Here is a 23,005-nt window from a genome sequence, read left to right on the forward strand (position 1 = left end):
GCGATCAGCCGACCGCTGTCACCGGCGTCAATCGCTGCGGGGCGGAATCCCGCGCGGGCGTGCGCGCGGTGACCGTCAGCCCGGCCGCGACGAGGACCGCCAGCGCCCACCAGACGTAGGACATCCCCGCGAGCTGCCGCCACCAGACGGCCGCCGCCTCGTGATGCTTGGGTAGCAGGTCGATCGTCGACCAACGCATCAGCGCCACCCCCGCCGCGCCGACCACGCCCAGCGCCACGTTGCGGCGCCGCCAGGCCAGCACGGCCAGCACCACGACCGTCGGCAGCCCCCACACCCAGTGGTGTGACCAGGAGACCGGCGAGACCACCAACCCGAACAGCGCGACGCACACGACCGCCAGCACGGGCTCGTCGGCCCGCAGCACCCTGCGCATCGCCCACACCGTCAGCGCCAGGACCAGCAGCGAGGCGGCCACCCAGAGCAGGAAGCGCTGCTGCTCGCCCAGCCCGATGCGGGCCAGCGCCCCGGCGATGTTCTGATCGGTGTTCAACGCGGCCTCGCCGATCCGGTCGGTGTGGGCCAGCGTGTGCGTCCAGTACTCCCACGAATCGCTCCACGCCAGAACGAAACCGAGCGCCGTCGCCCCCACGAAGGACATCAGCGCGGTCACCGCGGCGCGGTTGTCCCGGCGCAGCAGGAAGTACAGCAGGAACACGGCCGGCGTGAGTTTGAGCGCGATGCCCAGGCCCAGCAACAGGCCGCGCGGCCACGGTGTGCGGCGCGGCACGCAGTCGGCGATCACCAGGGTCATCAGCACGACGTTGATCTGGCCGAAGGCGAAGTTCGACGTGACCGGTTCCAGCCACATCGTCGCCGCCGCGGTGATGACGACCGCGAGCCACCAGCGGCGCAGCCACGCCGGGCCGGGCAGCGCCGTCGACGCGGCCCAGACGTCGAGGCGGGTCAGCACGATCAGCGTCGACACGACCAGCAACACCAGCGTCAGCGCCGTGATCGCGACGCTGGCGGCCGGCATGTGCAGCCAGGCGAACGGGCAGAACACGATCGCGGCGAGCGGGGGATAGGTGAACGGCAGGTTGAGCCCGATCGGTGTGTGGAACAACACATCGCCGTGGTACAGCGAATGCCCCTGCATCCAGGCCTGCGCGCCCATCTGATACACGTCGATGTCGATGCGGTAGGGCGTGTGCCCGAACAGCTGCCAGGCCACATAGCCCAGCCCCGCCGCCGCCAGCAGCCAGAGCCCGCACCACAACAGGACGCGCCCGGGGTGGCTGCCCGCGCCGGGCGTCCGCGATCTACTCATGTCGCACAACAGCGTAATGGGTGCCTGGGCGTGCGAGGTGGCCCAGCGCGGCTCCCGCGGGGCGGACGCCCACAGGCGTACGTTTCAAGAGTGCTCCACTGGTTCGTTCTGCGGGTGACGCACTGGTTCGCGAACGACATCCTCGGCGGTGGCCGGTTGCCCCTGCTGTGCTGCCTGGTGGCGTTCATCCTGACCTTCTTCGTCACGCGGACGTTCGTGCGGCTCATCCGGCACCGCGCCGACGCGGGCCGGCCGGCCCGGTGGTGGCACCCGCGCAACGTCCATGTCGGCGGCATCCACATCCACCACGTGACGTTCGGCGTGGTGTTGGTGTTGCTGTCCGGGCTGACGTTGGTCACTCTGTCCATCGACGGTCACGAGCCCGAATTCACCCTGTCCGCAATATTTTTCGGGATCGGCGCGGCCCTGGTGCTCGACGAGTACGCGCTGATCCTGCACCTGTCGGACGTCTACTGGTCGGAGGACGGTCGGACGTCGGTGGACGCCGTCTTCGCCGCGGTCGGGGTGGCCGGCCTGTTGATCATGGGGCTGCACCCGCTGATGTTCTTCCTGCCGATCTGGGAGGGCACCGATTCGTGGCCGCTGCGTGCCGCGGTGGCCGGCGGCCTGGTGTTGACGCTGCCGCTGGCCGTGGTGGTGGTGCTCAAGGGCAAGGTGTGGACCGGGCTGCTCGGCATGTTCATCGTCGTCCTGCTGGTGATCGGCGCGATCCGGTTGTCGCGCCCGCACGCGCCCTGGGCCCGCTGGCGATACACCGCGCAGCCGGAGAAGATGCGCCGCGCGCTGCAGCGGGAACGGACGCTGCGTCGCCCCGTGGTGCGGGCCAAGCTGTACCTGCAGTGCGCGATCGCCGGCACCCCCGGGATGCCCGACGAGCGGGTCGTCGACGCCCAGCTGGACCACGAGGTGCACCCCGCGCCGCCGCCGACCGGGCCCATCCTGATCAGCAGATAGGCTACTCATAGGCTTTCAAGGTGCGGTACTTCTACGACACCGAGTTCATCGAGGACGGCCGCACCATCGAGTTGATCTCGATCGGGGTGGTGGCCGAGGACGGGCGCGAGTATTACGCCGTGTCCACGGAATTCGATCCCGAGCGCGCCGGTGGCTGGGTGCGCGCCAACGTGCTGCCCAAGCTGCCGTCCCCGGCGTCGAAGCTGTGGCGCTCACGCAGGCAGATCCGCGCGGACCTCGAGGACTTCTTCGGCATCGACGGGGCCGACCCGATCGAGCTGTGGGCGTGGATCGGCGCCTACGACCACGTCGCCCTGTGCCAGCTGTGGGGCACGATGCCCGAGTTGCCGCGCGCGCTGCCCCGCTTCACCCGGGACCTGCGGCAATTGTGGGAGGACCGGGGGTGCCCGCCGATGCCGCCGCGGTCGCGCGACGCCCACGACGCGCTGGTCGACGCCCGCGACCAGCTGCGGCGATACCGGCTCATCACCGCGGCGGACGCGGACGGTCCTGGCGGCGACGCGACCGGGGCGCCGGCCTGAGCCCGTCCGAACGGCGTTCGCCCTGATCAGTCACCCTCGCCGCCCGGTTACCATGGACCGATGAACTGGACCGTCGACATCCCGATCGACCAGCTACCGGCGCTGCCGCCGCTGCCGCACGACCTGCGGGCCCGGCTGGACGCCGCACTGGCCAAGCCGGCCGCCCAGCAACCCAGTTGGCCGGCCGACCAGGCGACGGCGATGCGGACCGTCCTCGAGAGCGTGCCGCCGGTGACGGTGCCCTCGGAGATCCTCCGGCTGCAGGAGCAGCTGGCCCAGGTCGCCAGGGGCGAGGCATTCCTGCTGCAGGGCGGCGACTGTGCGGAGACCTTCACCGACAACACCGAGCCCCACATCCGGGGCAACATCCGCGCGTTGCTGCAGATGGCCGTGGTGCTGACGTACGGCGCGAGCATGCCGGTGGTCAAGGTGGCCCGCATCGCCGGCCAGTACGCCAAGCCGCGGTCGGCGGACATCGACGCCCTGGGGTTGCGGTCCTACCGCGGCGACATGATCAACGGCTTCGCCCCGGATGCGGCCGCCCGCGAGCACGACCCGTCGCGGCTGGTGCGCGCCTACGCCAACGCCAGCGCGGCGATGAACCTGGTGCGGGCGCTGACGTCCTCGGGGCTGGCGTCGCTGCACCTGGTGCACGACTGGAACCGCGAGTTCGTCCGGACGTCGCCGGCGGGCGCCCGGTACGAGGCGCTGGCCAACGAGATCGACCGCGGCCTGAAGTTCATGAGCGCCTGCGGGGTGGCCGACCGTAACCTGCAGACCGCCGAAATCTACGCCAGCCATGAGGCTTTGGTGCTCGACTACGAGCGGGCCATGCTGCGGCTGTCGGAGAGCGAGGACGGCGAACCGCAGCTGTTCGACCTGTCGGCGCATACCGTCTGGATCGGCGAGCGCACGCGCCAGCTCGACGGCGCGCACATCGCGTTCGCGGAAGTGATCGCCAACCCGATCGGCGTGAAGATCGGCCCGACGATGACCCCGGAGCTGGCCGTCGAATACGTGGAACGGCTTGACCCGAACAACAAGCCGGGCCGGTTGACGTTGGTGAGCCGGATGGGCAACAACAAGGTGCGCGACCTGCTGCCCCCGATCGTCGAGAAGGTTCAGGCCACCGGCCACCAGGTGATCTGGCAGTGCGACCCCATGCACGGCAACACCCACGAGTCGTCCAACGGCTACAAGACGCGGCACTTCGACCGCGTCGTCGACGAGGTGCAGGGCTTCTTCGAGGTGCACCGCGCGCTGGGCACTCACCCCGGTGGCATCCACGTCGAGATCACCGGCGAGGACGTCACGGAATGCCTCGGTGGGGCGCAAGACATTTCGGACCTGGATCTGGCGGGGCGGTACGAGACGGCCTGCGACCCGCGGCTCAACACCCAGCAGTCGCTGGAGCTGGCGTTCCTGGTCGCCGAGATGTTGCGCGACTAGAACAGCCCGTTCAGGTTGCTCCCGATCGTCCACGCCGCGGTGGCGACCATCCCGGTGAGCGCCAGCACCAGGGCCACCCAGATCAGCACCAAGCGCCGCCCGCGCTGGCGGGCGTAGGCGAACTCGCCGATCGGAATGCCCGCGAATTCGCCTGTGACAGGCTGGTATTCGTAGGCTTCCTCGGGCTCGTCGTCGGACACCGGTGCGCGCTGCGGCTCGGACCAGTCCTCGGGGCCGCGGGTCAACTGGCGGGTGGGGTGGCGGACCGGAGCCGCCGCCGGCGGTGGCGCGGCAACCGGGCGTTGGCTCGTGCGGCTGTGGTGCAGCGCCGCTGACCGGTGCTGCGCGGAGTTGCGCGGCGCGGGGACGGAGAAGTCCGGCAGCGCAAGCTCTTCGGCGATCGCCTCGAGGGCGGCGCCCATCTCGATCGCGTCGGCGTAGCGGTTGGCCGGGTCGCGCGCCGTCGCGCGCCGGACGAACTCGTCGAACTGCGGGGGCACGCCGTCGATCGCCGCGCTGGGCGGCGGCACATCGGTATCCAGCCGTTGGTAGGCGATCGACAGCGGCGAGTCGCCGGTGAACGGGGTGCGCCCGGTGAGCAGCTCGTAGGTGAGGATCCCGGCGGCGTACACGTCGCTGCGCGGGCTGGCGTCACCGTCGCGCACCTGCTCGGGCGACAGGTACGCCGCGGTTCCCAAAATGACGCTCGTGGAAGTGATTCCGGCGGCCGCGACGGCGCGGACCAAGCCGAAGTCCGCGATCTTGACCTCACCCTGGTCGGAGATCAGCACGTTCTCGGGCTTGACGTCGCGGTGGACCAGCCCGGACCGGTGCGCCGCGGCGAGCCCGCTCAGCACCGGGCGCAACACCGCGGCCACGGCGTACGGCGGCATCGGACCGCGCTCGGCCAGCAGCTCGCGCAGCGTGCCACCCTCGATCAGCTCCATCACCAAGAACGGGTGCCGGGAGTCCAGGCCCTGGTCGTAGACCGCGACGAGGCCGGGATCCTTCAGCCGAGCGACCGAGCGGGCTTCGCGCTGGAAGCGGGTCAGGAACTGGTCGTCGCCCGCGTAGCGCGAATCCATCACCTTCACCGCCACCGGGCGGTCGAGCCGGGTGTCGAGGCCGCGGTACACCGTCGACGTGCCTCCGCTGGCGATCTTGGACTGCACCAGGTAGCGGCCGTCCAGCAACGCGTTGTCCAGCGGGTCTGCGGCGCCGGCGTCGGCCGGGCGACGGTGCGGGCCGGGACGGCCGGACGACCCGGGCGATTCAGCTTCGGCCACGGGGCCATCGTAGGTGCGGCGGTGTGATTGGACGCCGGAACTTGGGTTCAATCCGCGTGGCAAGGCCTACACTTGCGCCGTGAGCAGTGTTCCTGCCGGCGACGATGTTCTGGACCCCGACGAGCCCACCTACGACCTGCCGCGGGTCGCCGAATTGCTCCGGATCTCGGTCAGCAAGGTGCAGCAGCAGCTTCGGGAAGGCCACCTGGTCGCGGTGAAGCGGGACGGCGGCGTGGTGGTGCCGCAGGTGTTCTTCACCAAGTCCGGTGAGGTGGTCAAGAGCCTGCCGGGGCTGCTGACGATCCTGCACGACGGCGGCTACCACGACACCGAGATCGTGCGGTGGTTGTTCACCCCCGACCCGTCGCTGACGATCACCCGCGACGGCAGCCGGGATGCCGTCAGCAATGCCCGCCCCGTCGACGCCCTGCACGCGCACCAGGCGCGCGAGGTCGTGCGGCGGGCGCAGGCCATGGCCTACTGAGCGGGCCTACTGAGCCGGCCTATTGAGCCGGCACTACGCCTTTTCCAGCGCGTCGTCCGCCGCGCCCGCCCGCCGGTCCGGCGCGCGGTCCAGGCTGTACCAGGCGATCAGTGCGCAGACGGTGGCCAGCGAGAAATGCAGCCACGAGTACATCCCGTGCGAGCCATCGGGTTTGAAGATCACCATCACCCACGTCGACAGCCCGGCGATGACCGCGATCGCCCGTCGCGATTGCGCCAGCGGGGCGACCACCGCCAATGGCCAGGAGTAGTACCACGGCAGGGCCGCGGGCACGAACAGCACCACGACGAGCATCGAGACCGCTATGCCGGTCAGCGCGGCGCGGTCGTCGCGCCGGAAGCGCCACCACAGCAACGGCAGCGACACCGCGATGACCGCGATTCCGACGAGGCGGGTGATGCGCAGCATCGGGTAGAAGTGCACCACGAAGAACCCGTTGAACACGGCGTGGATGATGTTGGCGGCGGCGGTCGGCACCGTGAGCCAGTTGATGATCTTCACCGAACCGGCCAGCGCGGTCAGCCACCCCAGGCCCACCCCGGCCACGGCCGACAGGATGCCGAACACGACGCCGAAGATCAACAGCGACATCGCCGTGGCCGCCGCGAACGCCGTGGCCGGCCGGTATCCGCGGCGGTCGCGCAGGTGGCGGGTCCAGACCCATACCATGAACGGCAGCGCGATTCCGGCGGTGGCCTTGACCGCGATGGCCACCGTGATCAGCGTCGTGCCCAGCACGTGCCGCCCGGCGAAACTCAGCGCGATGCCGGCGGCCATCAAGCCCACCATCAGCATCTCGTTGTGCACCCCGCCCATCAGATGGATGAGCACCAGCGGGTTGAGGACGCAGATCCACAGCGCCGTCGATCCGTCGGTGCCCAGGTGCCGGGCCAGCCGCGGGGTGGCCCAGATCAGCAGCGCCAGCCCCGGCAGCATGCACAGCCGCAGCAGCGCCGTTCCGGCCACCACGTTGTTGCCGACGGCCATGGTGACCAGCTTCGCCACCAGGATGAATGCCGGGCCGTAGGGGGCGGTGGTGATCGTCCAGATGGGACTTACGTTGTCCAGCAAGCTGTTCGGGTTGGCGACCGGCCCCACCGCGTAGGGGTCGAGGCCGTCGCGCAGCAGCGCGCCCTGCGCCAGGTACGAATAGGTGTCCCGGCTGAAGACGGGCACCGAGAGCAGCAACGGCACCAGCCAGAAGCCGGTGGTGGCCTTCATCATGAACTCGGTCACCTCGCCGGCCAGCACGCGCCGGCCCAGGCGCAGCCAGGCGATCAGCATCAGGCCCACGCCCGCCCACAGCACCACGGACGACAACACCAGCCCGTGGCCAAAACGCAGCCAGGACATGTGGATCGACTCCAGCAGCGGGTCGTGTTGGCGGGTGCTGCCCGCGCCGAGGCCGCCAACCAAGATCAGCACCGAACCGAGCATGCCCAGCTTCGCCGGTCCGGACTCCGCCGCGCCGGCGAACGCGCGCAGCTGTGAAAACCACCCGGCGCCAGCCGGTTTCGCTTCCGGCGAGTCGGACGGTGGGGTGTGCGTCGGCGTCGTCATCGGCTCAGGCGGACCGGTCGGTGGCCATTCTGGCCAGCTCGGAGAGCCCCGCTTTGGCCGCCGCGTTGATCGGCGCGGCCGCCAGCGCCGCCAGGGCCCGCTGGGTCAGCTCGGCGATGCGGCGCTCCGCCGCGGCCAGGGCGCCCACCGACTCGATTACCCCGCGCAACCGGTCCACCTCGGCATCGGTCAACTGCGCCCCGATCGAGTCGCGTAACAACTTGGCCGCCAACGGATCCGACCCGTCGGCCAGCTCCAGCGCCTCGGCCAGCAGCACGGTGCGCTTGCCCGAGCGCAGGTCGTCACCCGACGGCTTGCCGGTCACCGCCGGGTCACCGAACACACCCAGCACGTCGTCACGGAGCTGGAAGGCCACGCCGATGTCCGTCCCGAACCGGCCGAAGACGTCCTGCACGTCGGGCCGGTCGGCGGCGGCGGCCGCCCCGAGCTGCAGCGGTCGCGACACCGTGTAACAGGCGGTCTTATAGGTGTCGACGTTCATCGCCGAGGCGATCGACTCGGCGGCGCTGGCTTCGGCGACGATGTCCAGGAATTGACCGCCCAGTACCTCGGTGCGGATTTCGGCCCACACGCGCTGTACCCGCCGCACGGCGTCGGGCGGCAGTTCCGCGTGGAACACGATGTCGTCGGCCCACGACAGCGCGAGGTCGCCGAGCAGGATCGCGGCCGACATGCCGAACTGCTCCGGCGAACCCCGCCAGCGCCTGCCGCGGTGCAGGTCGGCGAACTGGACATGGGCGGTCGGGCGGCCGCGGCGGGTGGAGGAGTCATCGATGACGTCGTCGTGCACCAGCGCGCAGGCGTGCAGCAGCTCCAGCGCGGAAAACAGCAGCAGCACTTCGGAATCGGGTTCCCCGCTGGCCACGGCGCGCCAGCCCCAGTAGGCGAAGGCGGGTCGCAGCCGTTTGCCGCCGTTGAGCACGAAGCTCTCCAGGGCGGCGACCAGCACCTCGTAGTCGCTACCGATGTAGGCGGTGTCCGCGCGCCGGTCGTGCAGATACCGCCGGAGCCGATCGGTGATCGCGCCGGTCAACTCGACGGTTGCCGCTGCTGCTGGGGCTTTCGAGCTCAGCGCCGCGCCCCCTTCTGCTCGACGTGCTTGGTGTGGCAGGCCCGACCAGTGTATTCGGCGCGGCACCGGGGACCTTCTCAACCTGGCGTGGCGCTGATCGCTTCGACCGCCGCACTATTCCCCCGCAAGCGGGCGGCACCCCCACGCCTATGCTGGCGGGGTGTCGGAGCCGCCCGCTGTGCGGCCGGGAGACGCCCCAAGCATCGTCGGATGGAGAGAAGCCGCGTGACACTCAACACCATTGCGCTCGAGCTGGTGCCGCCGAACGCCGACGAAGGCCGCGAGCGGGCGCTCGAGGACGCGCGAAAGGTGGTGCAGTACTCGGCGGAAACCGGTCTGGCAGCCCGGCTGCGGCACGTGATGATCCCCGGCATCATCGCTGAGGACGACGACCGTCCCATCGTGATGAAGCCCAAACTCGACGTGCTGGACTTCTGGTCCATGGTCAAGCCCGAGCTGCCGGGATTCCATGGCCTGTGCACCCAGGTCACCGCCTTCTCCGACGAGCCGACCTTGCGGCGGCGGCTGACCGATCTGCGCGCGGCCGGGATGGAAGGCGTGGTCTTCGTCGGCGTCCCGCGCACGATGAACGACGGCGAAGGCTCCGGCGTCGCGCCCACGGACGCCCTGTCGATCTACCGTGAGCTCGTGCCCAACCGCGGCGTCATCCTGATACCCACCCGCGAGGGGGAGCACGGCCGGTTCAACTTCAAGTGCGATCAGGGCGCCACCTACGGCATGACCCAGCTGTTGTACTCCGACGCGATCGTCGGCTTCCTGCGCGAATTCGCCGAAACCACCGATCACCGGCCGGAGATCCTGCTGTCCTTCGGCTTCGTCCCCAAGATGGAGGGCCGGGTCGGCCTGATCAACTGGCTGATTCAGGACCCGGGTAACGCGGCGGTGGCCGACGAGCAGGAGTTCGTCAAACGGTTGGCCGCCAGCGAACCGCCCCAGAAGCGTCAGCTCATGACCGACCTCTACAAGCGCGTGATCGACGGGGTGGCCGAGCTGGGGTTCCCGCTGAGCATCCACCTCGAGGCCACCTACGGGGTGTCGGCGCCCGCCTTCCAGACGTTCGCGGAGATGCTGGCGTACTGGTCGCCCGCCCAGTACAGCTAGCTCGGCGGCTGGTCCCGCGGTGCGGTGAACCGCGGGGAACGATCGCGGTTCATCCAGGCCAGCAGCGCGACGACGCCGGCCGCGGCGAACGACGCGATGCCCAGCCACACGCCCGCCCCGGTGAATGACCGCGTGTTCGGGTCGGTGTAGCGGGCCTGAGCCGTCATCGTGCTCACGACGCCCGGCTTGAGCTTCCAGGACACCACCGTGGACTCGACCCGGTCGCCGTTGGTGGACGTCACCACGCCGGGGAAGGCGACGGTCAGCTCGACGTCGGCTTCGGAATCGGTCAGCGAGGTCAAGTCAGCGCGGCCCTCGAGGATGACCAGGTTGCCGCTGCGCCGCAGGGACAGGTTCACCCCCTGCGCATCGGAGTTCATGTTGGCCAGCTGCGGCAACTCGGCGAACGTCAGGTCCGAGAACACCGCCTGCGATCCCACGTAGCCGTCACTGTCGTAGTTCGACACCGCCACCTTCTGGCTGAACGGCAGGTTGTTGCTGTCGAGCTGGGGGCCGGTGTCCTTGGGCGTCTTGGGTTTAGCGGCGGCGACGATCTCCCCGGACACCAGGTCGTCGGGGGAGACGGTGAGCGACGCCCTGACCCGCAGGCAGCCGGTGGCCAGCGGCACCAGCATGAGCAGCATCGCGATGGCCACCAGGCGGCGGCGCCGAGCGGTGAATCCGCGGGATCGGGGCGGGGAGAGGCTGGCGCGCACCAGGTCATCGTGCCAGATCCGGCGCGCCGCCAGCGCGGGTCCGCCCGGGCGCGCCCGCGATCCGGCGATCACAGCGGGAGCTTGCGGCCCAAGATCGCGAATGCGCGCGGGTCGCCGGCGAAATGGTAGCCGCGGATCACGTCGGTGAAGCCCAGCCGGCGGTACAACCGCCAGGCCCGGTTCGGTTCGCCGTTGGTCTCGGGCGTGGACAGCAGGACGTTCTCTTCGGCTCGACCGGCGAGCAGCCGCCGGGCCAGCGCCTCGCCGAGGCCGCGACCCTGCGCGCGCGGGTGGATGTGCAGCTCGGTCAACTCGAAGTAACTGTTCATCAGCCCGGCGATCTCCTGCGCCGGCCGGCCGCCCCGTTGCAGTCCGAGCACGACCTGCTGCTGCCACCACTGCCCGGGTGCCCCGGGGTACCCGTAGGCGATGCCGAGCAGCGGGGCGTTGCTCAATTCGGCCACCGACGGGACCGCCCCGTCCGCGCCCTCGGCCGGCTCGGCGTCCACGACGCCCACCCCTTGCCAGCCCCGCCGGCGGATGTGCTCGAGCCACATCGCGGCGCGCTGGTTCTCGGTGCCGCGTGGGTACCGCATCGCGTCGACATACACCTTCAGGGCCTCGCCCAGACGGCGCTCCATATCGGTGGGCGGCAGATCGATGAGGAATATCGCCACTCGCGGTGTCCTCCTCACCCTGTGCTCGCATGCCGGCGTTCACGTTGTCGCGCGGCCCGCGCCGCCACCGCCATTATCGGACGCGCGGGGAGGCCGTCGGGCGGGCGGTCGCGGCAACGAACCGCCCACCCATCCCGGCTGGGGAAGCCGGTTGTAGCGCACGGCCGTTCCGGCTCCGACGGGGGCACGGCCGGGGCCAGGATAGAATCGCCACCGAACCAGTGGTATGGCGCAGATTGACCTCGTATCATTTCAGTTAGTTGCCCTACAACGGGCATCCGCGTGTTATCGATAGATACGCGTCAACTGTCGGCAAGGAGGGACGAATGCCACTCTCCGATCATGAGCAGCGGATGCTCGATCAGATCGAGAGCGCTCTCTACGCCGAAGATCCCAAGTTCGCGTCGAGCGTCCGCGGCGGAGGGTTGCGCGCGCCCACCGCGCGCCGCCGCCTGCAGGGCGCGGCCCTGTTCGTGATCGGCCTCGCGATGCTGGTTTCCGGGGTGGCGTTCAAGGCCACCATGATCGGAAACTTCCCGATTCTCAGCGTCTTCGGGTTCATCGTGATGTTCGGTGGCGTGGTGTTCGCCATCACGGGTCCACGGTTGTCCGGCCGCCCCGACCACCCCGGCTCGGCGCCCGGCTCGCTGCGGCAGCGCCGCAACAAGGGCGGCGGGGGTTCGTTCACCAGTCGCATGGAAGACCGGTTCCGCCGCCGCTTCGACGACTAGCGGTCTCGCCAACGAATCTGGGGTAGCCATCGGGCTCCCCCTTTTTCATGTCCGTTTCATGGCCGTACCGGGCGCGCGGTCATCGTCACAGATTGATCCGGCTCGGCTGAGTATCGCCGGGCCGGTGATGCCGTTTTGAGGCCGGATCGAGCCGCAACCGTGCTTTGGCGCAGGAGTTGAGCCCCACCGCGCCCCACCGCGTACCCCCACTTCGCCCCACACCGTGGCCTGTGCGGCTTTGAGCTGCGGTTTCCTACCTTCTACTGGAATGCGAGGCGGGGCCCGGTGGGTCCGGGTGCGGTGGCATGTGCGCCCATGGGTGGCGGATAACCCGGAAAAGTCCGCCACGACACTCTCGGAATGGGGCGAAGTGGGGGATTGTGGGGTATGGTGGCCACAGTGTTTGGGTGACCCCGAGTGGGAGGTGAGCCGGTGTTTCTCGGCACCTACACGCCCAAACTCGACGACAAAGGGCGGCTCACGTTGCCCGCCAAATTTCGCGACGCGCTGGCAGGGGGGTTGATGGTCACCAAGAGCCAGGACCACAGCCTCGCCGTCTACCCGCGGGGCGAATTCGAGCAGCTCGCGCGCCGGGCGAGCAAGGCGTCGAGGAGCAACCCCGACGCCAGGGCGTTCCTGCGCAACCTCGCCGCCGGCACCGACGAGCAGCATCCCGACGCGCAGGGCCGCATCACACTGTCGGCCGACCACCGCCGCTACGCGAACCTCTCCAAGGATTGCGTGGTGATCGGAGCGGTCGACTACCTCGAGATCTGGGATGCGCAAGCCTGGCAGGACTACCAGCAGACCCACGAAGAGAACTTCTCCGCGGCCAGCGATGAAGCACTCGGCGACATCATCTGAGGCGCACGCCCGTGCAACGTGGCCTCTGCCCGAACCGACCCTGGCGTACTTCCCCAACGCCAGGTTCGTGCCTTCGGACAGGGACCTCGATGCAGGGGCGTCTCGCCGGACCCGGGGAGGCGTTGCGGTGGCTGACGATTCGGGCGACTTCGGACACGTACCAGTCCTGCTGCAGCGCTGCGTCGAACTGCTGACCCCCGCGCTGACCCGTCACCATGCCGACGGGTCGGGCGCCGTCCTGCTCGATGCCACCCTGGGCGCGGGCGGGCATGCCGAGCGGTTCCTGACCGACCTGCCCGGGCTGCGGTTGATCGGACTCGACCGCGACCCCAGCGCGCTGGAAATCGCCGGCGACCGGTTGGCGCGATTCGCCGACCGCGTCACGCTGGTGCACAGCCGCTACAACGGCCTCACCGCGGCACTGGCCGAATCCGGTTACGACACAGTCGGATCGCTCGACGGGATGCTGTTCGACCTCGGGGTGTCGTCCATGCAGCTCGACCGCGCCGAGCGGGGCTTCGCCTACGCGCAGGACGCGCCGCTGGACATGCGGATGGATCCCGAGTCGCCGTTGACGGCGGCCGACATCCTCAACACCTACGACGAAGCCGCGCTGGCGGACATCCTGCACCGCTACGGCGAGGAACGGTTCGCGCGCCGGATCGCCGCGCAGATCGTGCGCCAGCGCGCCCGCGCACCCTTCACGTCGACCGCGGAGCTGGTAGCCCTGCTCTACCAAGCGATTCCGGCCCCGGCCCGGCGGACCGGGGGCCACCCGGCCAAGCGCACCTTCCAGGCCCTGCGGATCGCGGTCAACGACGAGTTGGACTCTTTGCGCAGCGCGATCCCGGCCGGGCTGGACGCGCTCGCCGTCGGCGGGCGCATGGTGGTGCTGGCCTACCAGTCCCTGGAGGACCGGATCGTCAAGCGGTTGTTCGCCGACGCGGTCGCGTCCCGCACGCCGGTGGATCTGCCGGTCGAGCTTCCCGGCCACGAGCCGCGATTCCGGTCGCTCACGCACGGCGCCGAACGCGCGGACGCCGCCGAGGTCGAACGCAATCCGCGCAGCGCCGCGGTGCGACTACGCGCCGTGCAACGGGTCCAGCAGGCAACCGGAAAGGGCGACGCATGAAAGCAAAGCGGGAGACGCCGAATCGCCGCGGCGGGCGCGACGGTTCCGCCCGGCGCAGCAGGCGCTCGGCCGCCGAGCCCGGCTCGGCCCGCCGCACCCGGCCGGGGCGGAGCGCGGCGCCCACCCGGGAGAGCCGCGCGCCCAAATCCGGACCGCTCACCGGCCCCATCGCCCGGCCCGCCGAGCGTCCCGCGCGGCCCAAGAGCACGAGCCAGGCGAAGGCGCGGGCTAAGGCACGGAAGGCCAAGGCGCCCAAGGTCGTTCGCCCACGCCTGAGCGAGCGCCTGGCGACCCGGCTGGCCTCGATCGACCTGCGGCCCCGCACCCTGGCGGCCAAGGTCCCGTTCGTCGTGTTGGTCATCGGCGCGCTGGGCCTCGGCCTGGGTCTCACCCTGTGGTTGTCCACGGACTCCGCGGAGCGCTCCTACAAATTGAGCCACGCCCGCGAGAAGACTCGGCTGCTGCAACAGCAGAAAGAGGCGCTGGAACGTGATGTGCGCGAGGCGGAATCCGCACCGGCACTGGCGGAGGCGGCCCGCAAACAGGGCATGATCCCGACGCGGGACACCGCGCACCTGGTCCAGGACCCGTCCGGGAACTGGGTGGTCGTCGGCACGCCCAAGCCGGCTGACGGGGTGCCGCCACCACCGTTGAACAGCAAGCTTCCCGACCAAGGCCCGCCGGTGCCCCCCGCACCGCCGGCGCCGCCCGCCGAAGTCCCGGTCCGGCTGCAGCCCGACCCCGCGGCGCCCGCGCCGGCCCGGTCCGGTCCCGAGGCGCTGCTGCGTGCACCGGACGGATCGTCGACGCTCGGCGGCCAGCACCTGGCGCAGACCGGGCCGCAACCGCCGGGCATACCGGGGGCACCGGCAGCCGGGCAGGCGCCCGCTGCGCTGCCCGTGCCGGGTGCGCTGCCCGTGCCGGGCGTGCCGGTGCCGGGGCTGCCCGCGCCTGCGGTGATCGCGCCCGCTCCCGGGCCCGCCGAGGTGCCGGTGCCGTTGGGCGGCTTGCCGATTCCGCCGCCCGGGCAGGTGCCCGCACCGCTGCCCGCTGAGGTTCCGGTGCCGGTGCAACGGGCCCCCGCGGTTCCCCCGCCGGTGGCTCCCGTCGTGCCCGCCGCCCCCGTGCTGGCGCCGCAGCCGGTGGCTCCCGGTCCCGCCGTGACGCCGGGTGCGCCCCGGTGAGCCGCGGAGACTCCATGCGCGCCCGCCGGTCGCAGCCGAGCCGTGGTCCCCGTAAAGCGCAGGAAGCCAAGGGGGTTCGCCAGCCGAAGCGCCGCGGGAAGCAACAGCAGGCCCAGGACGTCCGGGAGCCGAAGCGATTCCGGAAAGCCAAGGAAGCCAAGCAGGGCCGCGCGGCCGACCGTCCGGAGGCCGCGGCGACCGAGCACTCCGCTCGGGAGCGGCGCACCCGCAAGCTCGTTCAGGCGGGCAGCCGCGGCGCGTCGTTCGTGTTCCGGCATCGGGCCGGGAACGCGGCCATCGGGCTTCTGATCGTGGTGGCGGCAGTCCAGCTGTTCGTCCTGCAGGTGACCAACGCGCCGACGCTGCGCGCCCAGGCGGCGAGCCAGCTCAAGGTCACCGACGTCGAGAAGGCCGTGCGCGGCAGCATCGTCGACCGCAACAAGGATCAGCTGGCGTTCACAACCGAGTCGCGCGCGTTGACGTTCCAGCCCAAGAGGATTCGCAAACAACTCGACGAGGCCAAGAGCAAGAACTCGGCGGCCCCCGACCCGCAGCAGCGGCTGCGGGACATCGCCAAAGAGGTCGCCACCCGGCTGGGCAACAAGCCCGACTCCGCGACCGTGTTGAAGAAGCTGCAGAGCGACGAGAACTTCGTCTATCTGGCGCGCGCCGTCGACCCCGCGGTCGCCAGCGCGATCTCCGACAAGTATCCCGAAGTCGGTTCGGAGCGGCAGGATCTGCGGCAATACCCCGGCGGGTCGTTGGCGGCCAACATCGTCGGCGGCATTGACTGGGACGGCCACGGGCTGCTGGGGCTGGAGGAGTCGCTGGACTCGGTGCTGTCGGGGACCGATGGCTCGGTCACCTACGACCGGGGATCCGACGGCGTCGTCATCCCCGGCAGTTACCGCAACCGGCACCGGGCGGTCAACGGCTCGATGGTCCAGCTGACGCTCGACGACGACATCCAGTTCTACGTGCAGCAGCAGGTGCAGCAGGCCAAGAATCTGTCCGGCGCACATGATGTTTCGGCGGTCGTGCTGGATTCGAAGACCGGCGAGGTTCTGGCGATGGCCAACGACAACACCTTCGACCCGTCCCAGGACATCGGGCGCCAGGGCGACAAGCAGCTGGGCAACCTGGCGGTGTCCTCGCCGTTCGAGCCGGGCTCGGTGAACAAGGTCATCACCGCGTCCTCGGTCATCGAGTACGGCCTGTCCAACCCCGACGAGGTGCTGCAGGTGCCCGGCTCGATCAACATGGGCGGCGTGAACGTGCACGACGCGTGGGAGCACGGCGTGATGCCCTACACCACGACCGGCGTGTTCGGAAAGTCCTCCAACGTCGGCACTTTGATGCTCGCGCAACGCGTCGGGCCGGAACGCTTCTACGACATGGTCCGCAAATTCGGGCTCGGGCAGCGCACCAACGTGGGCCTGCCCGGTGAGAGCGCCGGGCTGGTGCCGCCGATCGACCAATGGTCGGGCAGCACCTTCTCCAACCTGCCTATCGGGCAAGGGCTTTCGATGACGCTGCTGCAGATGGCCGGCATGTATCAGACGATCGCCAACGATGGGGTGCGCATCCCGCCGCGGATCGTCAAGGCCACCATCGCACCCGACGGCACCCGGACCGAAGAGGCGCGTCCCGAGGGCGTGCGGGTGGTTTCGCCGCAGACGGCCCAAACCGTGCGCAACATGCTGCGCGCCGTCGTGCAGCGCGACCCGATGGGCTACCAGCAGGGCACCGGGCCCTCCGCCGCGGTGACCGGCTACCAGATGGCCGGCAAGACGGGCACCGCTCAGCAGATCAACCCGGCCTGCGGCTGCTACTTCGACAACGTCTACTGGATAACCTTCGCCGGCATGGCCACCGTCGACAACCCGCGCTATGTCATCGGGATCATGATGAACAACCCGGATCGCAACGCCGACGGTACGCCGGGCCACTCGGCGGCCCCGTTGTTCCACAACATCGCCGGCTGGCTCATGCAGCGGGAGAACGTGCCGCTGTCGCCGGACCCGGGTCCGCCGCTGACCCTGCAGGCGACGTAGCCAACCGGAAACCGCCGGCCAATCTGTCGTGCAGTGACGTCGGGTGTGCGTCCAGGGCGGGATTCGGGCCGAAATCCCGCCCTCAACGCACACTCGATCGATGAGCCCACCTGGCTGGCAGGCGCCTCTCGGTAGGGTGTCATGGCCGATCATGAGGACCACGTGCGTGGACGGGAGGTGTGCCGTGCCCACTGATTTGCGCCCCAGCGCCGTGGCGGGCGCGCGCCTGCCCGCGCTGGCGGCCCAGGTCGGGGCGGTGCCCGCGGACCGGGGCGCGGCGGTGCCCGACGTGCCCGTCACCGGCGTCACGCTGCGCGCCCAGGACGTGCGGCCCGGCGACCTGTTCGCCGCGCTGACGGGCGCCTCGACCCACGGGGCGCGGTACGCCCCCGAGGCGATCGAACGCGGCGCCGTCGCGGTCCTCACCGACGCCGCCGGCGTCGCGGAGATGGGTGCGTCGGCCTCGACCGTCCCGACGCTGGTGCATCCGGCGCCCCGCGGGGTCCTCGGCGCCCTGGCCGCCACGGTGTACGGGAACCCATCGGAGCGTACGACGGTCATCGGGATCACCGGAACCTCGGGCAAGACCACCACGACGTATCTGGTCGAATCCGGGCTGCGCGCCGGGGGCCGCAAGGCCGGGCTGATCGGCACGATCGGCATCCGGATCGACGGCGCCGACGTCCCGAGCGCGCTGACCACGCCGGAGGCGCCCGCGCTGCAGGCCATGTTCGCGGCGATGGCCGAGCGCGGGGTGGACACCGTGGTCATGGAGGTCTCGAGCCACGCGCTCGCGCTCGGCCGGGTGGACGGCACCGGCTTCGCGGTGGGCGGCTTCACCAACCTGTCGCGGGACCACCTCGACTTTCACCCCACCATGGCCGACTACTTCGAGGCCAAGGCGAAGCTGTTCGACCCCGCGTCACCGTTGCGGGCCCGGCGGGTGGTGGTCTGCGTCGACGACGAAGCCGGGCGCGCCATGGCGGCGCGGGCCGGGGATGCCATCACCGTCAGCGCCGCCGGCGAGCCCGCGCACTGGCGCGCCATGGACGTGATGCCGATGGGTGCGGGGGGACAGCAGTTCACCGCGATCGACCCCACCGGCGTGCGCCACCGGGTCGGCATCCGGTTGCCGGGGCATTACAACGTCGCCAATTGCCTTGTGGCGCTTGCGCTTCTGGACGCGGTGGGGGTGTCTCCCGAGCAAGCGGCGCCGGGACTGCTGGAGACCCGGGTGCCCGGGCGCATGGAAGACATCGACGGTGGCCAGGATTTCCTCGCGCTGGTCGACTACGCCCACAAGCCCGGCGCGCTGCGCGCGGTGCTGACCACCCTGGCGCGGCCGGGTCGCCGGCTGGCGGTGGTGTTCGGCGCCGGCGGCGAGCGCGACCCGGGCAAGCGGGCGCCGATGGGCGCGACCGCCGCTGAGCTGGCCGACCTGGTCGTCGTCACCGATGACAACCCCCGCGGCGAGGACCCCGCCGCCATCCGCCGCGAGATACTGTCCGGTGCGACCGAAAGCGGTGGTGCGGCCGAGGTCGTCGAGATCGGGGACCGGCGCGCGGCCATCCGGCACGCCGTCGCCTGGGCGCAACCGGGCGACGTGGTGCTGGTCGCCGGCAAGGGGCACGAGACCGGGCAGCGCGCCGCCGGCGAAACCCGTCCGTTCGACGACCGGGTGGAGCTGTCCGAGGCGTTGCGGGCCCGTCGGCCCCGTGAGACTCGGTCATGATCGACCTCACCGTCGCGCAGATCGCCGAGCTGGTGGGCGGCACGCTGGCCGACATCTCACCGCGGGCCGCCGCCGAGCTCCGCGTCACCGGAACCGTCGAATTCGATTCGCGCGCAGTGGGTCCCGGCGGGTTGTTCCTCGCGCTGCCGGGGGCGCACGCCGATGGGCATGACTACGCGCGGGCGGCGGCGGCGGCCGGCGCGGTGGCCGTGCTGGCCGCCCGGCCGGTGGGGGTGCCGGCGATCGTGGTGCCCCCGCAGCGGGCGAGCCGCGGCGGCGGCCTGGCCGGGGTGCTCGAACACGACACCGACGGCTCGGGCGCGGCCGTGCTCGCCGCGCTGGCCAGGCTGGCCAAGGCGGTGGCCGCCGAGCTGGTGGCCGGCGGCCTGACCATCATCGGCATCACGGGTTCGTCGGGGAAGACGTCGACCAAAGACCTCGTCAAGACCGTGCTCGAGCCGCTGGGCGAGGTCATCGCCCCGCCCGGGTCGTTCAACAACGAGCTGGGCCACCCCTGGACGGTGCTGCGCGCGACGCGGGACACCGACTACCTGGTTCTCGAGATGTCGGCCCGCCATCCCGGCAACATCGCCGCGCTGGCCGAGATCGCCCCGCCCGCGATCGGGGTGGTGCTCAACGTCGGCACCGCCCACCTGGGCGAGTTCGGCTCACGGGAGGCCATCGCGCGGACCAAATCCGAACTGCCGCAATCGGTTCCGCCGTCCGGTGTGGTCATCCTCAACGCCGACGACCCGGTGGTGGCGGCGATGGCCCGCGTCACCGGGGCGAGGGTGGTGTGGGTCAGCCGGTCCAGCCGCACCGACGCGGGTCCCAGCGACGTCTGGGCGGACGGAGTGTCGCTGGACGAACTGGCCAGGCCGCGCTTTACCCTGCACGCGATGGACAGCGCGGTCGCGGTTGAGCTCGGCGTGTTCGGCGACCATCAGGTCACCAACGCGCTGTGTGCCGCCGCGGTCGCGCTGGAGTGCGGCGCGACCGTCGACCAGGTCGCCGCCGCGCTGGCGCAGGCGGGGCCGGTGTCGCGGCACCGGATGCACGTGACCACCCGGGCGGACGGGGTGACGGTGATCGACGACGCCTACAACGCCAACCCCGACTCGATGCGGGCCGGCCTGCAGGCGCTGGCCTGGATCGCCCACCGCGCAGGCGAGAAGCGCAGGAGCTGGGCGGTGCTGGGCGAAATGGCCGAGCTCGGCGACGACGCGGTGGCCGAACACGATCGCATCGGCCGCCTGGCGGTGCGCTTAGATGTGTCTCGACTCGTCGTCGTGGGAAGTGGGAGGTCGATGAGCGCCATGCACCACGGAGCGGTCATGGAGGGCTCGTGGGGAGCTGAGGCGGTCAACGTGGCCGATGCCGACGCGGCGCTGGCGCTGTTGCGGGCCGAGCTGCAGCCCGGCGACGTGGTCCTGGTCAAGGCCTCCAACGCGGCGGGGCTGGGAGCGCTGGCCGACGCCCTGGCTGGTGACGATCGCGAGGGCGGCGAAGCCGGGCGAAGCGGGTCGTCACCATCGGGCGACGGGGGGACCGGCTCGTGAGGCAGATCCTGATCGCCGTCGCGATCGCGCTCGCGGTGTCAATCCTGTTGACGCCGGCGCTGATTCGCCTGTTCACCAGGCAGGGTTTCGGCCATCACACCCGCGAGGACGGGCCGCCCAGCCATCATTCGAAGCGCGGCACGCCGTCGATGGGCGGCGTGGCGATCCTCGCCGGCATCTGGGCGGGCTACCTCGGGACCCACCTGGCCGGGCTGGCGTTCGACGGCGAGGGCGTCTCCGCGTCGGGCCTGCTGGTGCTGGGCCTGGCGACCGCGCTCGGCGGCGTCGGCTTCCTCGACGACCTGATCAAGGTCCGCCGGTCGCGCAACCTCGGGTTGAACAAGACGGCCAAGACCATTGGGCAGGTGGCCGCCGCGGTGCTGTTCGGCGTGCTGGTCTTGCAGTTCCGCAACGGCAGCGGATTGACACCGGCCAGCTCGGACCTGTCCTATGTACGCGAAATCGCCACCGTCACTTTGACTCCGGCGCTGTTCGTGTTGTTCTGCGTGGTCGTGGTCAGCGCGTGGTCCAACGCGGTCAATTTCACCGACGGTCTGGACGGCCTGGCCGCCGGGTGCATGGCCATGGTCACCGCCGCCTACGTGTTGATCACCTTCTGGCAGTACCGCAACGCGTGCGTGACGGCGCCGGGCCTGGGCTGCTACAACGTGCGCGACCCGCTGGACCTGGCGCTCGTCGCGGCCGCCACCGCGGGCGCCTGCATCGGCTTCCTGTGGTGGAACGCCGCTCCCGCAAAGATTTTCATGGGGGACACCGGCTCGCTGGCGCTGGGTGGCATCATCGCGGGCCTGTCGGTCACCAGCCGCACCGAGATCCTCGCCGTCGTGCTGGGGTCGCTGTTCGTCGCCGAGGTCACCTCGGTGGTGCTGCAGATCCTGGCGTTTCGCACCACCGGTCGCCGGGTGTTCCGGATGGCGCCGTTCCACCACCATTTCGAGTTGGCGGGCTGGGCCGAAACCACGGTGATCATTCGCTTCTGGCTGCTCACGGCGATCACGTGTGGGCTGGGCGTGGCCCTCTTCTACGGTGAGTGGCTGGGCGCGATCGGTGCCTGACGTACCCGGACTCGAGCCTCTGGTGCCGGGCGCGCCGGTGCTGGTGGCCGGCGGCGGGGTGACCGGCAAGGCGGTGCTGTCCGCGCTGATCCGGTTCGGCGCGGTGCCGACCCTGTGCGACGACGACCCGGCCACGTTGCGGCGCTACGCCGAGAGCGGCGTGGCGACGATGACGACGTCGACGTCCGCGGAGCGCCTTGCGCAGTACGCCCTGGTGGTCACCAGCCCCGGGTTCTCGCCGGACACGCCGCTGCTGGCCGCCGCCGCGACGGAGGGCGTGCCGATCTGGGGCGACGTGGAGCTGGCCTGGCGGCTGGACACGGCGGGTTACTACGGGCCACCGCGCCGCTGGCTGGTGGTGACCGGCACGAACGGCAAGACGACCACGGCGTCGATGCTGCAGGCCATGCTGACCGCCGCGGGCCGGCGCAGCGTGTTGTGCGGCAACATCGGCGACCCGGTGCTCGACGTGCTCGAGCAGCCGGCCGACCTGCTGGCCGTCGAGCTGTCCAGCTTTCAGCTGCACTGGGCGCCCTCGGTGCGGCCCGAGGCGGGCGTCGTGCTCAACATCGCGGAGGACCACCTGGATTGGCATTCGACCATGGCCGACTACACGGCGGCCAAGGCGCGCGTGCTGGGCGGCCGGGTGGCGGTGGTGGGGCTCGACGACGCCCGGGCGGCGGCGTTGCTGGGCACCGCCGGGGCGCCGGTGCGCGTCGGCTTCCGGCTCGGCGAGCCGGCGGTGGGCGAACTCGGCGTGCGCGACGGCCGGCTGGTCGACCGCGCCTTCGCCGACGACCTCGCGCTCCTGCCGGTCGACTCGATCCCGGTGCCCGGGCCCGTCGGCGTCCTCGACGCCCTGGCCGCGGCCGCGCTGGCCCGCAGCGTCGACGTGCCCGCCGAGGCGATCGCGGAGGCGGTCGCGTCCTTCCGGGTGGGCCGGCACCGGGCGGAGGTGGTCGCGGTGGCCGACGGCATCACCTACGTCGACGACTCCAAGGCCACCAATCCGCACGCCGCCGAGGCGTCCGTGCTCGCCTACCCCCGCGTGGTGTGGGTGGCGGGCGGATTGCTCAAGGGCGCGTCGGTGGACGCCGAGGTCGCCCGGATGGCCTCCCGCCTGGTCGGGGCCGTGCTGATCGGCCGGGATCGGCGAGAGGTTGCAGAGGCGTTATCGCGACACGCGCCGGATGTCCCCGTCGTCCAGGTTGTGACAGGCGAGGATGCTGATATGAATGCGACGGCTGTGGTTGTTGGTGCAAATGTGACAGAAGTGAAATATTCCGGCGACGATCTCGGCACTTCCGTCATGACCGCGGCGGTGGCCGCGGCCCGCGACCTGGCCCGGCCCGGCGACACGGTGCTGCTGGCACCCGCGGGCGCCTCGTTTGACCAGTTCACCGGGTACGCCGACCGTGGCGACGCCTTCGCCGCCGCCGTCCGCGCGGCCACCCGGTAGG

At 70.8% G+C, this 23,005-nt stretch carries 20 protein-coding genes; 14 read left to right on the plus strand and 6 right to left on the minus strand.

Annotation, left to right across the window (positions count from 1 at the left end; all coding sequences use genetic code 11):
• Nucleotides 1–4 precede the first annotated feature (4 nt).
• Nucleotides 5–1,288, minus strand: coding sequence for a glycosyltransferase 87 family protein (locus tag A5701_RS21470; RefSeq protein WP_067758535.1), 1,284 nt, complete (start codon nt 1,286–1,288; stop codon nt 5–7).
• Nucleotides 1,289–1,396: 108 nt separating this feature from the next.
• On the opposite strand from A5701_RS21470, the gene A5701_RS21475 reads away from it, so the two are divergent.
• Genes A5701_RS21475 through A5701_RS21485 form a run of 3 tightly spaced genes read left to right on the plus strand, consistent with a single transcriptional unit; the run spans nt 1,397 to nt 4,254 of the window.
• Nucleotides 1,397–2,263 (plus strand): hypothetical protein, encoded by an 867-nt coding sequence (locus tag A5701_RS21475; RefSeq protein ID WP_156670200.1) that lies wholly within the window; start codon nt 1,397–1,399, stop codon nt 2,261–2,263.
• Between the two features lie 20 nt (nt 2,264–2,283).
• A complete protein-coding gene (locus A5701_RS21480; RefSeq protein ID WP_067758541.1) occupies nt 2,284–2,805 on the plus strand; it encodes a polyadenylate-specific 3'-exoribonuclease AS in 522 nt (173 codons plus the stop codon).
• Nucleotides 2,806–2,865: 60 nt separating this feature from the next.
• Nucleotides 2,866–4,254, plus strand: a complete 1,389-nt coding sequence (locus A5701_RS21485; RefSeq protein WP_067758544.1) for a class II 3-deoxy-7-phosphoheptulonate synthase — start codon at nt 2,866–2,868, stop codon at nt 4,252–4,254.
• Here A5701_RS21485 and A5701_RS21490 read toward each other — a convergent pair.
• Nucleotides 4,251–5,540 (minus strand): protein kinase, encoded by a 1,290-nt coding sequence (locus tag A5701_RS21490; protein WP_067758547.1) that lies wholly within the window; start codon nt 5,538–5,540, stop codon nt 4,251–4,253. The genes A5701_RS21485 and A5701_RS21490 overlap by 4 nt on opposite strands.
• A 79-nt stretch (nt 5,541–5,619) precedes the next feature.
• Between A5701_RS21490 and A5701_RS21495 the strand changes: the two genes are divergently transcribed.
• Nucleotides 5,620–6,024, plus strand: a complete 405-nt coding sequence (locus tag A5701_RS21495; protein WP_067758550.1) for an Rv2175c family DNA-binding protein — start codon at nt 5,620–5,622, stop codon at nt 6,022–6,024.
• 33 nt (nt 6,025–6,057) lie between these two features.
• Here the strand turns inward: A5701_RS21495 and A5701_RS21500 are convergent, their stop codons facing one another.
• Both A5701_RS21500 and idsA2 read right to left on the minus strand, forming a co-directional pair.
• The gene (locus tag A5701_RS21500; RefSeq protein ID WP_067758553.1) at nt 6,058–7,605 is read right to left on the minus strand and encodes an alpha-(1->6)-mannopyranosyltransferase A; all 1,548 of its coding nucleotides are present in this window, start codon (nt 7,603–7,605) and stop codon (nt 6,058–6,060) included.
• 4 nt (nt 7,606–7,609) lie between these two features.
• The gene (gene idsA2, locus A5701_RS21505) at nt 7,610–8,659 is read right to left on the minus strand and encodes a bifunctional (2E,6E)-farnesyl/geranyl diphosphate synthase (RefSeq protein ID WP_067758557.1); all 1,050 of its coding nucleotides are present in this window, start codon (nt 8,657–8,659) and stop codon (nt 7,610–7,612) included.
• Between the two features lie 264 nt (nt 8,660–8,923).
• Between idsA2 and A5701_RS21510 the strand changes: the two genes are divergently transcribed.
• Nucleotides 8,924–9,820, plus strand: coding sequence for a mycobacterial-type methylenetetrahydrofolate reductase (locus A5701_RS21510; RefSeq protein WP_067758569.1), 897 nt, complete (start codon nt 8,924–8,926; stop codon nt 9,818–9,820).
• Here A5701_RS21510 and A5701_RS21515 read toward each other — a convergent pair.
• Together A5701_RS21515 and A5701_RS21520 are read right to left on the minus strand one after the other, a co-directional pair.
• Entirely contained in the window at nt 9,817–10,464 is a 648-nt protein-coding gene (locus A5701_RS21515; protein ID WP_067758674.1) for a DUF3153 domain-containing protein, read from the minus strand. The genes A5701_RS21510 and A5701_RS21515 overlap by 4 nt on opposite strands.
• A 140-nt stretch (nt 10,465–10,604) precedes the next feature.
• Nucleotides 10,605–11,213, minus strand: a complete 609-nt coding sequence (locus A5701_RS21520; RefSeq protein WP_067758571.1) for an N-acetyltransferase — start codon at nt 11,211–11,213, stop codon at nt 10,605–10,607.
• Nucleotides 11,214–11,539: 326 nt separating this feature from the next.
• Here A5701_RS21520 and A5701_RS21525 point away from each other — a divergent pair, with 326 nt between their 5' ends.
• The 9 genes from A5701_RS21525 to murD all read left to right on the plus strand — a co-directional run bounded on the left by A5701_RS21525 (nt 11,540) and on the right by murD (nt 23,004).
• Entirely contained in the window at nt 11,540–11,944 is a 405-nt protein-coding gene (locus A5701_RS21525) for a DUF3040 domain-containing protein (protein WP_067274495.1), read from the plus strand.
• A 432-nt stretch (nt 11,945–12,376) separates the two neighbouring features.
• On the plus strand, nt 12,377–12,808 hold the full coding sequence (mraZ, locus tag A5701_RS21530) for a division/cell wall cluster transcriptional repressor MraZ (RefSeq protein WP_007170790.1): 432 nt from the start codon (nt 12,377–12,379) through the stop codon (nt 12,806–12,808).
• A complete protein-coding gene (gene rsmH, locus A5701_RS21535) occupies nt 12,783–13,940 on the plus strand; it encodes a 16S rRNA (cytosine(1402)-N(4))-methyltransferase RsmH (RefSeq protein ID WP_156670196.1) in 1,158 nt (385 codons plus the stop codon). The genes mraZ and rsmH overlap by 26 nt, the downstream gene beginning before the upstream one ends.
• On the plus strand, nt 13,937–15,124 hold the full coding sequence (locus A5701_RS21540; RefSeq protein WP_067758576.1) for a hypothetical protein: 1,188 nt from the start codon (nt 13,937–13,939) through the stop codon (nt 15,122–15,124). The genes rsmH and A5701_RS21540 overlap by 4 nt, the downstream gene beginning before the upstream one ends.
• A gap of 14 nt (nt 15,125–15,138) precedes the next feature.
• Nucleotides 15,139–17,178: a penicillin-binding protein 2 gene (locus tag A5701_RS21545; RefSeq protein WP_156670197.1), complete on the plus strand. Its 2,040-nt coding sequence runs from the start codon at nt 15,139–15,141 to the stop codon at nt 17,176–17,178.
• Nucleotides 17,179–17,329: 151 nt separating this feature from the next.
• Nucleotides 17,330–18,910 (plus strand): UDP-N-acetylmuramoyl-L-alanyl-D-glutamate--2,6-diaminopimelate ligase, encoded by a 1,581-nt coding sequence (locus A5701_RS21550; RefSeq protein WP_067758677.1) that lies wholly within the window; start codon nt 17,330–17,332, stop codon nt 18,908–18,910.
• A complete protein-coding gene (gene murF / locus A5701_RS21555; RefSeq protein ID WP_067758582.1) occupies nt 18,907–20,469 on the plus strand; it encodes a UDP-N-acetylmuramoyl-tripeptide--D-alanyl-D-alanine ligase in 1,563 nt (520 codons plus the stop codon). The genes A5701_RS21550 and murF overlap by 4 nt, the downstream gene beginning before the upstream one ends.
• Nucleotides 20,466–21,545: a phospho-N-acetylmuramoyl-pentapeptide-transferase gene (gene mraY, locus A5701_RS21560; protein WP_067758585.1), complete on the plus strand. Its 1,080-nt coding sequence runs from the start codon at nt 20,466–20,468 to the stop codon at nt 21,543–21,545. Before murF ends, mraY begins: the two co-directional genes overlap by 4 nt.
• Entirely contained in the window at nt 21,538–23,004 is a 1,467-nt protein-coding gene (gene murD, locus A5701_RS21565; RefSeq protein WP_197505028.1) for a UDP-N-acetylmuramoyl-L-alanine--D-glutamate ligase, read from the plus strand. Before mraY ends, murD begins: the two co-directional genes overlap by 8 nt.
• Nucleotide 23,005: the final 1 nt, after the last annotated feature.

The organism is Mycobacterium sp. E3305, assembly GCF_001666785.1.
GTDB lineage: Bacteria > Actinomycetota > Actinomycetes > Mycobacteriales > Mycobacteriaceae > Mycobacterium.

Bases quoted from the DNA above. Each gene is read 5' to 3' on its own strand.
- A5701_RS21485 (WP_067758544.1), top strand. From the start codon at position 2,866: ATGAACTGGACCGTCGACATCCCGATCGACCAGCTACCGGCGCTGCCG.
- rsmH (WP_156670196.1), top strand. From the start codon at position 12,783: ATGAAGCACTCGGCGACATCATCTGAGGCGCACGCCCGTGCAACGTGG.
- A5701_RS21500 (WP_067758553.1), bottom strand. From the start codon at position 7,605: ATGACGACGCCGACGCACACCCCACCGTCCGACTCGCCGGAAGCGAAA.
- murF (WP_067758582.1), top strand. From the start codon at position 18,907: ATGATCGACCTCACCGTCGCGCAGATCGCCGAGCTGGTGGGCGGCACG.
- A5701_RS21550 (WP_067758677.1), top strand. From the start codon at position 17,330: ATGAGGACCACGTGCGTGGACGGGAGGTGTGCCGTGCCCACTGATTTG.
- A5701_RS21540 (WP_067758576.1), top strand. From the start codon at position 13,937: ATGAAAGCAAAGCGGGAGACGCCGAATCGCCGCGGCGGGCGCGACGGT.
- A5701_RS21515 (WP_067758674.1), bottom strand. From the start codon at position 10,464: ATGCTGCTCATGCTGGTGCCGCTGGCCACCGGCTGCCTGCGGGTCAGG.
- A5701_RS21525 (WP_067274495.1), top strand. From the start codon at position 11,540: ATGCCACTCTCCGATCATGAGCAGCGGATGCTCGATCAGATCGAGAGC.
- A5701_RS21470 (WP_067758535.1), bottom strand. From the start codon at position 1,288: ATGAGTAGATCGCGGACGCCCGGCGCGGGCAGCCACCCCGGGCGCGTC.
- A5701_RS21545 (WP_156670197.1), top strand. From the start codon at position 15,139: ATGCGCGCCCGCCGGTCGCAGCCGAGCCGTGGTCCCCGTAAAGCGCAG.